Genomic DNA, 12247 nt, shown 5'->3' with positions numbered 1-12247 from the left:
ATTTCCCCGGACAGGACCACCTTTGCCGCCGAGACCTTGAACTGCCTGTCGTATCGCTTTCTTCTTTGGGTCATCTTGAACACCTTTCGCTCTTAAATAGGTGTCCAATTCATCATACCCACTCCACTTGGATACGCCTAGGCGCGGTCCAAGAAATCATCCGCACCCCCAACTTGATAAAAGGGGCCTTGGCATAGGTAAAAAGTGACTCGCGAAAGACAAGGCTCGCCGTAAGTTGATGTGGGAATTGATACTGAAAAATGAATACAGCATTCAGGATTTCAACGCGACAATCGAAGGCGGGTTCAGCGGCAAGCCAAAGGATGTCGTATACCTGATTGTTCTCGCCGATTGGATTAAGCGCTCTTATTGGCAGGTCAAGAACTGCCTGCGTGACGATGTCTCGAAGGGATTTGAGTTCTCAGATCCGGCAAGGCTTGAGCTTTGCCTGGACTTCCTTGAGGCTATCCGCTCTTTCGTGGTCGCGCACCCGGAAAGAACGAACAAACACCCTAAGTACGGATTCGACGGCGGACGGATTTGTGTGGATGTCCGCACCAAGTCAATCATGGATGGCTTTCCTAAGGCGAAGCTCTATCGCCTATACATAGAGGGTATCGTTTAGACCGAAAGCGTTCGGGACGGTGATGTCGTCCTGGTAACATACTCGGAAGATTCGAACGGGGACGGCGGACTCCATTTCCAAGGGTTTTGCTTTGACATTGGGGGGGTGTTCGAGATGTAGCCCAGCTCTACATTGACGCCCTTTACGAGCTCGATCGTTACGTATCGAGATTGAGGAACAAGGACTTCGAGTGAGGCGTTCGCCGTAATCTTGTGGTCGCCCTAGTCGAGGTTTATCCGGTTTTTGATTTTCGCCCGATGAATTATCTTGCCGCTATCGCGGATTTGCCGATTCGGCGATTTGCGAGGGGCTATCAAGGCGTCGCTTTGGGCATTTTTTATAGAATAAGGATGACAGCACGATTTCGAGGATGTTCGCGGGAGATACGAGGGGATCTTGTAATTCTCTTCTATAGCCTTTGTATCAGATTTAGCATCGGTTGGTTAATTCTGATTCGCGCAATCAGCGAGGTTGAATAGAGGTGTTTGTGGTTAAGAACTTCTTTGTCACTTGCGGAGTATGTGGATGCGTGCATCGTGTACGCGTTCAGGCTGGATTTGTTAATGACTATCCGGTTAGATACTTGTGTCCGCAGTGCCGGAACCGCATCGACGGAGCGGTTCACCTTGACCCGAGCTGCGCTTTGATTGATTTTAATCTCGACCCTGGCACGGTTGCCTCCATGGGTGGAAATTTAGATTGCGCCCGAGTTATGGTGGAGTTATCTGGTGAGCTTCCGTCATATAAAATATCTGTGGAACATTGTGCCTGCATGACAAGCCCCTTTATCAGAGCCTCTGGGCTGATTCCGTTTGATGAACTCAGCGAGTACGTGAGGGATATGGTTTATTGTCTTCATTATTACCGCGAAGACTGGCCTGCCCTGAGGACCGCTCTTCAACTGTATTGCGATGGGCATGACGATTATGCGGATAAGGTTCTTTCGGAATTCGAGCGCAAACTGCTCGGCGAGGACAATCGACACTATCCCTTGCTGAGCCGAATCGCGAAAATGTCTTGGCTCGGTCTTCCCATGATTGCAGGAAGTGACGCGCATGAGCGCGCTGTTGAATGTGAAAAACTCGTTTCTGGTCTAGAGGCAGGGGCGCTTTCCGGCCTAGCAGGTTACTACCTCAAAACCAATATGACTGCCAAGTCGCTGCTTGCTGAAATCAACGAAGTTCTGAATTCCGTAGCTGAATCTTATCCGGTTCTCCTCAACGGTTTTACCTTTCTTATGGCGGGAGACGCCTATGACTTGGAAAAGTACGGTACGTTCTGCTGCACTCCTAGTGATATTGAGAAGCTTTATTGTCGGGAATATGAGCTTATTGGCAGCCTGCTTGTTCTGTTTATCGGGCTCGACAACATCGAATGTAACGGGGCGTTCGATGTCATGTCCAAAGGCGTAGACCTAGGTGCAAAGTCGTTCGACAAACTTTCTAAAGCCCCTATGGCAAAGCGATTCAACGCTGTTGGTACGGGCTCATTTACTGGCCTTATCAAGCAGTGTTGGAATCCGGTTCTGCGCAATGCATTTAGTCATAATCGGACGGATTTCGACTGCACGACTCAAGTCATTCGCACTTTGCGTGAGGATGGGACCAACGATTCTCGAGGCAACACCTATTTGCTTGAAATGGTTCGCGATTGCATTTTGATGGCTCGGGAAATTATGGTAATTCGTGATGTCATATTCCATTTCATTGGAAGAGGCCTGTGGTGACGATTGGGCTTAACGCTGATGTGCATGCACGGCGTAAATCGTGGTGCACATGTGCGTCAATCATCGTGCTGGGGGCGTGAAAGCGATATGCCAGCGACGGTCATCTCTGGCCATCTCCGCGTTTGCGCTCGCAAGGCAAGGATTAAGGTGTGCCGCCTAAATGGGCATTGGCGCGTCGACGATCGCGTCTATAAATTTTGATGAACAGTGATATGGACTCATTGTTATAGCTAGGAGCCAAACATGGAAGCACCCGCCGTTCTCTATCATTATGCAAGCCTAGATACGCTGGCCTTGATTCTGCATAATCGAACTATCAGGTTCAGCCGGTTAGATAAGGTTGACGACCCACAAGAACAGCGTTCAGCAGACTCTCAAAATCTTGGAAAAATGAAGCTCGTCAGTTGTTGGACCTCTTCTGATGAGGAGAGCATCCCCATGTGGCGCGAGTATGCTGGAGCTGAATGTGGAGTAAGAATCCAAATGAAGAGTCATCTGTTTAAGCGGTACTCTGTGTCTACCGAAAGCCTAAGTAAGCTATCTAGTGACGCAGTTTTGAATACTCCTGGTGGCAAGTTTGATGGACTTCAATTGCCGCTCGAAGACTTTTGGGATAAAAAATATCATTTTAAAGAAATGGCCCGAAGCGTTGAGATGCTTCATGAAGTCCAGTATACGAACGATAAGTCGCTTCTGTTTCCAAAGTTGATCCGTAACTGCGAAAACGGCTGGATAGAAGCCGATTTAAACACACTTGGGATTCACAAAGCTACTGCCTGGTCATACCAAAACGAATGGCGATATGTTTTGACGGCAGTTCCTGTGGGCATCGCCTCTGTAATCAAGGGTGATGTTGAAGCAGTTAAGAGGGCCACTGAGGTCATACTTGATAGATGCGATCCCGAAATTCCTTCCTTTTACGATTTGATTATCTCAGACGAAGCATTTTCTTCGATGAAGATCGTCGCTTCCCCAAAGATGACGCCGGGCAACCGAATAATTCTGGATGCGTTAGTGCAGAAATACGCACCTGGCATTGATGTTGCAGAAAGCTCGATTGAGCTTTCTTAAATAGACAACAATGTGATGTCGGAGGCCCCATGGGTTGTCTCCGACATCATGGTGGGGGAGCCGATACTCTTCTAGCCTCTTTCTTCTCATGCAATGCGTAAGAAGTCAGATCGTGCCCTGAGTCGCTTCAGTAGTACTTACTGATAAGTACCTATCTGCTGTAGGGGGCTTTCAGAAAACTGAGTATTTGCTCGCTTGAGTGCTGCTGATTATCGCGAAACGGAACCGCTGATAATGCAAGTCGGCACCGGGGCCGTTTTATTGCTAGCGGTTCGCCCCGCGGCGCTGCCGCATGTTTGCCTCGCCCATGTCGACCCATACCGCTTTGTGCGCGATCCTGTCCATGGTCGCGTCCGCGTGGACCCCGCCGACGAGCCTCGGGTGCCAGTCCTTCTTCTTGAACTGGGTGCAGAGGACGGTCGATGTTGCCGTACCTCAGCTCCATCAGCATTGGCCTGAACTCAATCTGGAAGCCGAATCAGAGAATCATGAATGCGGAGCGATAATCATGGCATTGTAAATTGATTTTTAGTAGCGGAGGAGACAATGAACCTAACGAATCTACCTGAGTACATCTCAGCGATTGTGGCAATCATCGCGTTGCTCATTTCTTGTTACCAAGCTCGTCTCAGCAATAAACAGTCTCTATTCAATCGACGTTTAAATATTTGGATAACCGTCGATAAACTCATGAGCGTTTACGCAAAAAACGCGAAGAAATTGGAACATGATGACGAACCGCAAATGGCTATCGACCTGCTATTTGCTTTGCTAACTAACACCACGTACTTGCAATCAATTTCAATCTCAATAAATCATGTGTTAGATGCCGACCCTCAACTTAAATTGCATTTAAAACTTGATGAAATGAAATCGCTCGCCATGGAGGCGAATTTTTGCTTCAAAGGAAAGAGTGGAGACGCAATAGCCGAGTTCATAGAAGCTTATCAATCCCTTTTGTTTTCAATGTATCAGTATCAGATTTTATTAAATACGATGTCTCAGAGTGCAAAGGAATATCAATGGACGCTTGAACAGGCTTCTGAAAAGTTACATGAGCCCAACCAACGGAAAGATCTCTTTGAGAAAGAAGACGCTCTTGCCGCGTCATACAAGACTCTATGTCAGCAAAACAAGCGGGATGCAATTCAGCGGCAAATACAACTAGCAGGCCCTATATGGCGCTGAGTAAATTGATGGATTACGGGATGATTAGTAATGCAACGGTTCAGATAACGCGACTTACCGCACCTACCCCAAGCTGCGGTAAGTCGCGTCCGTCATCAGGATATGACGCACCACCCTTTCGGTCGGGTCCCATCTGTCCCTGGCCTGATTGACCCGGAAGAGCTAGACGTACCAGTCGAGGTAGGCCTGCAGGTTCCGCGGCGGCATTCCCGTGAAGCGCCAAAGGTAGCGCTTGAGCCAAGAGCACAGGTCGTTCGCCATCTCCATCCGCTCTAGGTAGACCGGGTCGTTCACGTCGGCCAGTATGCCTCGCTCTCGAGCCCGCCGTCCCTGACCAACGCGTTGTGCGCCTTCTTAAGGTCGTGGATGGGCAGCGACCCGGGCAACATTCTGCTGCCCATGGCCTTCCTTACGCGCGCCGAGCTGGGCTTCCCGTGGCCGAGGACGACCGCGACGGGGTTCTTATGGACATCGAAGGCGACTCAGACGCACGGCCTTTGTCGGGATAGACCACGCTTATGCACCTGTTTGTAACCCTTGGAGGGGTCTGTGTCGTTGATGTGGGTCTCGTCAATCCAGAAGGTGTCGCACAGTACAAACCGGTCCTGGTAGCCGGTTACCGTGGCGAGCGCGCGGCGGCGCCGCTCGAAGTCCGTCTTGTGGCTGACGCCGCACAGCTCGCCGCGCACTCACTGGGACGATGGGGCGCATGAGTCTAATGAAAGTGACCCAGACAGGGAGCACCTTTCGGCAGTGCTCAAGGATGGCGCTCGTGAGGGAGGTGAGCCTCCCGCCGCAGCGACGAGTCTCGTCGACGGCTTCTCAGTGCAGCAGGAACTCGTCGGCGGGGAGGCCTGCCACGAGCGCCCCGAAGGGGTTTGCCATTCCCATATGGATCTGTCCCATCCGCCTGAACGCCCGCCCGGAGGGATTGTCGCCAAACAAAGATCCGGGTTGGCACTCGGGCAAATTCACTGTTTGGCTCGGAAGGACATAGTATTCGGGGGCCTTGCGGTCCCCGACTCATCACCTGTTATCTAAACTGTTATAAAGTCAAAAATAACGAATTAATCGATCCCTGGGGACAATATTAGTTCCCTAGGGGGCGATTTCAATTATTGCGCTAATTTTCGTAGTTGAAGCATCAGTACGTTTGTAACTAGAAGCAAATATTGCTTGTAATGCACTATCTATTCCATATGTTTAGCATGACAATTGGTACAAACAAGCGAATGTGAAAGAGGACATGAAAATGGCGAAGGGGATTGGCTATTACGAGCATGATATCAAGGTTAGGTTTACCGAAGAACGGATAAACAAATCATCAAATTGGCAGTGGCTAATTGAATGCACTGAAGAACGCTTCTCTGCACCCAAAGAAATCACTTCAGTAAATGAATTTATAGGCGTATTGGCATCGCTTCATGAACCCTTTGCTTTTCTTGCTACCGTCGTCGATTTGGTTGGCGATTTCAAACCAGATATTTCATCAATGTGGTTGGTAAAGTTGTACGATTGCGTCCTCCTCAGAAGTGGAATGACCAAGCCAGAAGATTTTGATGAACATGTTGGGTTTTTCGGCATGCTTGGCGTAGCGTCCTATGCAACTTTCCTTTTCAATAAATTGACTGGCAGAAATGCCCTTATTGATACCCGTCCCATTTTTTATTCAAATCTCCACCAGCTGTATGACCTTACTGCGCTAAACGATGAATGGTCAAAACTTGAATACTTAACCGGGAGAATCAATTTATCGGGAATTGAACTAGTTGCCGAAACGCTTCGGCGCAATCTTAAGTGCGTCGATGTACCAATCAAATGCGATAGCGTTATTAAACTGATGGATGACAACTTTGATGCTGATTTCCTCAGTTTTAAAGACGTTGATCGGGAGCTATTTCAAACATGGCAGGAGGCTCTTCTTTGCGATGCTTTTAGGAGTTCTTACCAAAATGGAAAACTGACTCCATTGATTGGCCTTGGTGAAGGTGAAGAATCGTCATATAGCTCTGTATGGACAGAAGGCATGTTCCTAAAAGCAAAGGATATCTTTGAAGATGATCGTGCGATATGCTTACTTGAGTCTATAGAATTTGCGAAATGGAATAAGATTCCTTCGACCCGTAGCCAAAGCATTTTAGTCGAACTAGCCACAAACAACGCCAAGCGAATAGTAGAAAATAGCGAACCGTTGTACCGTCTTCAGTGCACAGCAATTGATCTTGTCACTCAGCTAAAGAGGGAATCGATATTTTGCAAAGAGGCTCAGACAGCTTATTTCCGAAGCATGAATGAGCTTCTAAAAGGCCGCACCGATTACAACGATCTTCGCTATATGTCGGAACATTCAATTCCGATGACAAAGGAGCAAAAACGTCTATTTAAAACGAAATGCCAAGCTTTCTTTGCCGAAAACTTAAAGAAAGTCAATACTACACACGACCTGATAGCCCTATTTGAAAACCCTCTAAGCGCTAAGTACTGCAATCAGCAGGATGCGGCGTACGCACTCGACTTATTCTATAAGCACACAGGGCATAGCGATGTTGAAACTGCTGAGCTGTTCTATTCTGCAATGATGTTTTTATTAGATGTTATGGGCAACCCTAGAGTGAATAACAATTGGGTTAAGAAAGTAATTATTGCTCTTAGACATGCTTGGCAAGATAAATACTACAGTCAAGTTGTATCAGGAATGCATTGTTTTACGCGAGAATTCTCCATTCCGAACACGAAAATCAAAATGCTAAATAAGCAGTTCCTAGAATCGCCCCACGGATTTGCACAATCTTTATTGCAGCTTTCCGATGATTCAATTTCATCCAGCTTAGAGGACATGTCTAAGAAGTTAATTGTTTACCTTTTTGGCAAGACAACAGTCAGTGAATTCTATCCCAATCACGTTCACGTAATAATAGAAGATGATGCGCGCTCGATCGATAAAATGATTGCAGATGAAGTCGAACGGGTTTACAAGGAGCGTTCTTATCGCTTCATCAATCATCTTAGTGAGCAAGTTATGCTTGACGGTTTCTTTGAAAAGCTAAACAAGAATATCCAGTTGGTTTGCAGCATGGTCGTCATAGAGCCCGTTTATGACAAGGTGGTTACACTTGCTCCAAGTCAATACGAGCTTTTGCCCAATCCTGGCAACAGGCCGACCCTCGGTCATCTTACGCAGCTATTTCCTATTCTTGAAAATACTATTAGAAACATAGGAGAGATGTTTTCCATTGTTCCCTTCCAAGCAAATAGGGATTCCTTTTACAAGCTTAGGGAAGTATCAGGCGTCTTGGCTGACCTCATTGGAAGCGTTCGTGAACTTACGGGAACTATCCAAGGATGCGGAGAGTTCCTATTTGTCTACTTAGTTATGTACTCTTCTAACGGATATAACATCAGAAACGATTGCATCCATGGTCGTCAATACCAAGGTTCCGCAGATGTCGCTTTCGCCTACAGACTTACCGTGATCTGCACCTATATGATGTTAAAAAGGCTGCAGGGGCTTGAAGCAATTGTAGAGAATGAGGTTAACAGCGAGGACCATGAGGAGATCGTATGTCACGGTCGATGATTTTTTGAATTGACAGCTTTTAATGCAATACATTCTTCTCTCAAAAAACTCAAGAACTGTCTGAGGATTCCGATTACTTTTGAACGGTAATTACCCCCCCCCCGAGAGTGAAGATTAATGCGGCCGTATGATGTTACGAGGTGGATTATGGGCCTTACTGGCAGCTGACCTATATTGAAGACCCCTCCTTTCACCGATTGGCAAAACGATTTACACCTAATTATTGGCACTTCTCTGGGGCATTTTCTTTGTTTCTGCATTGATCTCGCTAAACTAATAACTGCTGCTACCAGGGCATTTTCTGGTGCACATTCTATTGGCTCTGCGAAGATCGGAGCGGGTATGTTTGCTGCCGAGTCCTACACCAGCCGTCATTACATTGCGATTATTGCCATGGCCTGCATATGCGTTTTGCTGGGCGGGCCTTCTTATGCCGCGGGCGCGGAGAGCCTCATCATCGCGGGCGCGACGTACTACGAGCCGGGCGTGTCCGGCCCCGGCTGGGCCTGGACCGATGCCGACCACCTGGAGCTTAACGGCTTTTCTGGCGAGGCCATCGGCGCTGATGGCGACCTGGTGGTGACCCTGACCGGACAAAACTCCGTGACGGAGTCGCATGCGCCCGATGCGGACATCACGCTGTGCGGCATGGAGGTGTGGGGCAACCTGACGCTTCGCGGCACCGGGACCCTGACGGCGACGGGCTCGCAGTGCGGTATCCACGTGTCACAGGCGCTCGTGGTGGACGGCTGCACCGTCGACGCGCGGGCGGACGGGGCCGATATTTCCGACGAGGCGGTCGCGGGCGTGATCGCAGGCGACATGGCCGTGCGCGGCGGCGGACGCGTCGTTGCCTCGGGCGCCGGGTCCGGGGCGGGCGTGAGCGCTTACGGTGTGTATCTGCAGGACGCAGGTCTTGGCGAGGGTGCGGCCGGCTGCCGGCTTTCCGTCGACGCCTCGTGGCTCGATGCGACCGGCGCCGACGGCGGCGTTGCGTGCGCGGGCGGGTCGCTTGTGTCCGCGCGGTTTGTGGCGCCTGCGGGCGGGGCCTTTGGCGCCGGCGGCGTGGTGGATGCCTCCGGGGCCATGGCTCCGCATGTGGTGATTGAGCCCGAGGGCGCGACGGCGCCGGCGGGGGTGTTGATGTTCACTAAGAAGTGGTCCGAGTGATCACTGGGAAATAAGCACCGTGAGCACGAAAAATTGAGCAGTTTAAGCAAGAGGGCCGCGCCCCGGGGACCGGGGGCGCGGCCCTCGCCGTATGGTTTCCCCGGGCGGTTACTTTGGCGAGCCCGCCCGGGAAGGATGGAGGAGATGACCGTGCCCCTGGACACAGTGAATGATATACGGTCGATGGATGCCGCCGGGCGCTCGAGGTCCGAGATCGCCCGAATGCTCCACGTGAGCCGGAACACCGTGGCGAAGTACGCCGACATGGAGGACATGTCGCCCGCCGCGCCGATGCCCCGGAGGAGGGGCAGGCCCGCGCTCGAGGGCAACGAGGAATGGGTCGCGGGCGTTCTCGAGGCCGACCTCGGGGCCCCGAGGAAGCAGCGCCACACAGCCAGGCGGATCTACGACAGGCTCGTCGCCGAGCGCGGCTACGGCGGCTCTTACTCCACCGTGCAGAGGTTCGTCCGCGAACTCAGGCTCGCCCGGGCGGCGGCGGGCGGAGAGGGGTACCTCGAGCTCGAGTGGGCGCCCGGCACCTGCCAGGTCGATTTCGGGAACTTCCGCGCCGCGGTCGGCGGGAGGACCCTCGACCTCAAGCTGCTGGTCGCGACGCTTCCGCACTCGAACGACCGGCAGTGCGTCGCCCTCATGTCGCAGAGGTCGGAGTGCCTGTGCGCCGGGCTGCTCGAGATCTTCCGCCGCTGGGGCCGCGCCCCGGCGGCGATGGTGCTCGACAACGCCACCGAGGCGGGCAGGATGGTACGCGGCGAGGTCACGGAATCGAGGCTGTTCTCGCAGTTCAGAGCCCACTACCGCTTCGAGAGCCGGTACTGCAACCCCTATTCGGGAAACGAGAAGGGCTCCGTCGAGAACGCCGTGGGGTTCCTCCGGCGCAACCTCCTCGTCCCCGTGCCTGCGTTCGGCGCGCTCCCCGAGCTCAACGCGTTCCTCGCCGAGGGGTGCGCGAGGGTCAACGCGGCGGCGCGCTGCCGCGACGGCAGGCCGCACGGGGAGGCCTACCGGGAGGACCTCGCCGCCATGCGCGCCCTTCCCGGCGTGGAGTCCGACGCGGTGAGGTGGGTCACCGCCCGCGCCGACAAGCGCGGCTACGTCGAGGCCGACGGGCGCGAGTACGTCGCCGGGCCCGCCTGGCACGGGCGGAGCCTGCTCGTCGGCATGCGCGCGTCGACGGTGGAGATCCTCGCCGACCGCGGCCGCCGGGTCGCCGTCCTCCCCAGGGCCTTCGGGGAGGGCCCCGCGGTCCGGAACCCCCTCTCGCTCGTGCCCGCCATCATCGCCAGGCCGAGGGCCTTCGGGGAGTCGACGATCAGGCGCGACATGCCGCCGGGGCTCGTCGAGGGGATCGACCGGATGGACTCCGCCGGCAGGAGGCGCACGCTCAGGTCGATCGGCCGGGCGAGCGAGTCCTCGGGTTTCGAGGCGGCATGCGAGGCGGCGCTCAGGGTCGTCGAGGGCGGCCGCGTCCCCGACGACGCCACGGTCGACGTGCTGGCGAGACGCATCGCGGGAGGCGGCGGCGGGGCCGGCGGGGCCGACCTGTCGGTCTACGACGGGTTCCTGAAGGGGGCGGTCGCCGATGGCAGCTAGCGAGGAGCTGGCCCGCAGGGTCGTGGAGGCCGGGCGGTCGTGCTCGCTCACCACCGCCGTCCTGGAGGAGTGGTCGAGGCTCGGCACCCCGAAACAGGTGGAGTACCTGGCGGGCTACCTCGAGGCGGAGAGGTCCAGCCGCGAGGCCTCGAAGCGCGCGACGCTGCTCAGGCGCTGCGCGCTGCCGGCGCCCAAGACCTTCGACGGCTACGACTGGTCGGCCGTGTCGTGGCCGGAGGGCATGGGGCGCGAGTCGCTGCTCGCGCTCGACTTCGTCGGGCGCAGGGAGGACCTCGTGCTCATGGGCGACGTCGGCACCGGCAAGACGCACATGGCGTCGGCCCTCTGCGCGCTGGCGTGCGAGAGGAGGCTCGAGGCGCGCTTCTTCACGGCGTCCTCGCTCGTGATGCGCCTGAGGCGCGCCCGCGACGACGGGAGGCTCGACCGGGAGGCCGCGCTTATCGGCAAGGCCCGCCTGCTCGTCATCGACGAGCTCGGGTTCCTCCCGCTCGACGCGGACGGGGCGAGGCTGCTCTTCCAGGTCTTCGCCGACGCATACGAGAGACAGTCGGTGGTGATCACCACGAATCTGGAGTTCAGCAGGTGGGGGTCGGTGTTCGGGGACGACCAGATGGCCGCCGCCGTGATCGACCGCATCGTCCACCACGGGAGGCTCGTCCAGTTCCGCGGCGAGTCCTACCGCGTCCGCCATGCCCTCATGCAGGAGGGCTAGCCGCTCAAAAAGCGTGCGCGCTTCCGATGCTCAGGCTGCTCAATTTCCGATGCTCTTTTTGCTCAAATCCTCTTGACGAAACACAGGGGGAGACCGACGGGCGCGAGGTGCCCGGTGGCGCGGGCGAGCCGGCTGGTGGCGCCGGTCCTGCCGGTGGGCAGCCCGGTGCCGGGTCCGCGACGGATCCCGCCCTGAAGCCCGCGACTGCGACGCCCAAGACGATCACGACAACCAAAACGACAGTAAACAGGACCACGGTGTCCACGCCATCCAAGGCCAAGGCTGCCGGCGCCGCCACCGCCACGCTCCCCAAGACCGCCGACAGCAACTGGATCGCCGCCTCATTAGCGCTATTCCTGCTAGGAGCAGCGCTTATAGCTGCCGCGCACCGCTGCTCGGTATCGCATGCATCGTCATAGTGTTAGCGCCGGAATAATTTAGCCAAATATAGTCGGCCGAGATTGACCAATCCCGGCCGACCCATTTTAGCCAACACGCCCGCATCTATGACTTTCCTATCGCATTCCTACATCCCCTCGGGCTGGA

9 protein-coding genes are annotated in these 12247 nt (G+C 54.2%); all 9 read left to right on the top strand.

Annotation, left to right across the window (positions count from 1 at the left end; translation table 11 throughout):
* Positions 1-238 precede the first annotated feature (238 nt).
* Entirely contained in the window at positions 239-625 is a 387-nt protein-coding gene (locus tag AAAX75_RS09935) for a hypothetical protein (RefSeq protein ID WP_349092061.1), read from the top strand.
* Between the two features lie 487 nt (positions 626-1112).
* A complete protein-coding gene (locus AAAX75_RS09930; RefSeq protein ID WP_349092060.1) occupies positions 1113-2351 on the top strand; it encodes a hypothetical protein in 1239 nt (412 codons plus the stop codon).
* Between the two features lie 243 nt (positions 2352-2594).
* On the top strand, positions 2595-3422 hold the full coding sequence (locus AAAX75_RS09925) for a DUF2971 domain-containing protein (protein WP_349092059.1): 828 nt from the start codon (positions 2595-2597) through the stop codon (positions 3420-3422).
* A gap of 546 nt (positions 3423-3968) precedes the next feature.
* Positions 3969-4610 (top strand): hypothetical protein, encoded by a 642-nt coding sequence (locus tag AAAX75_RS09920; RefSeq protein WP_349092058.1) that lies wholly within the window; start codon positions 3969-3971, stop codon positions 4608-4610.
* A 1246-nt stretch (positions 4611-5856) separates the two neighbouring features.
* The gene (locus tag AAAX75_RS09915) at positions 5857-8187 is read left to right on the top strand and encodes a hypothetical protein (protein ID WP_349092057.1); all 2331 of its coding nucleotides are present in this window, start codon (positions 5857-5859) and stop codon (positions 8185-8187) included.
* A 342-nt stretch (positions 8188-8529) separates the two neighbouring features.
* Positions 8530-9357: a hypothetical protein gene (locus AAAX75_RS09910; protein ID WP_349092056.1), complete on the top strand. Its 828-nt coding sequence runs from the start codon at positions 8530-8532 to the stop codon at positions 9355-9357.
* 135 nt (positions 9358-9492) lie between these two features.
* A complete protein-coding gene (gene istA / locus AAAX75_RS09905; protein ID WP_349092055.1) occupies positions 9493-10968 on the top strand; it encodes an IS21 family transposase in 1476 nt (491 codons plus the stop codon).
* Complete coding sequence (gene istB, locus AAAX75_RS09900) at positions 10958-11701, top strand: IS21-like element helper ATPase IstB (protein WP_161115463.1); 744 nt, start codon at positions 10958-10960, stop codon at positions 11699-11701. Before istA ends, istB begins: the two co-directional genes overlap by 11 nt.
* A 26-nt stretch (positions 11702-11727) precedes the next feature.
* Positions 11728-12120, top strand: a complete 393-nt coding sequence (locus tag AAAX75_RS09895) for a hypothetical protein (RefSeq protein WP_349092054.1) — start codon at positions 11728-11730, stop codon at positions 12118-12120.
* Positions 12121-12247 lie beyond the last annotated feature (127 nt).

The sequence above is a fragment of the Collinsella sp. CLA-ER-H7 genome, assembly GCF_040092345.1.
Taxonomy (GTDB): Bacteria; Actinomycetota; Coriobacteriia; order Coriobacteriales; family Coriobacteriaceae; genus Collinsella.
The sequence above is the reverse complement of the archived record's forward strand: the minus strand, read 5'-3'. Positions and strand labels throughout refer to the sequence as shown.

Coding starts and splice junctions, on each gene's coding strand:
- istA (WP_349092055.1), top strand. CDS start 9,493: ATGGAGGAGATGACCGTGCCCCTGGACACAGTGAATGATATACGGTCG.
- istB (WP_161115463.1), top strand. CDS start 10,958: ATGGCAGCTAGCGAGGAGCTGGCCCGCAGGGTCGTGGAGGCCGGGCGG.
- AAAX75_RS09935 (WP_349092061.1), top strand. CDS start 239: ATGTGGGAATTGATACTGAAAAATGAATACAGCATTCAGGATTTCAAC.
- AAAX75_RS09920 (WP_349092058.1), top strand. CDS start 3,969: ATGAACCTAACGAATCTACCTGAGTACATCTCAGCGATTGTGGCAATC.
- AAAX75_RS09915 (WP_349092057.1), top strand. CDS start 5,857: ATGAAAATGGCGAAGGGGATTGGCTATTACGAGCATGATATCAAGGTT.
- AAAX75_RS09895 (WP_349092054.1), top strand. CDS start 11,728: ATGCTCAGGCTGCTCAATTTCCGATGCTCTTTTTGCTCAAATCCTCTT.
- AAAX75_RS09910 (WP_349092056.1), top strand. CDS start 8,530: ATGTTTGCTGCCGAGTCCTACACCAGCCGTCATTACATTGCGATTATT.
- AAAX75_RS09925 (WP_349092059.1), top strand. CDS start 2,595: ATGGAAGCACCCGCCGTTCTCTATCATTATGCAAGCCTAGATACGCTG.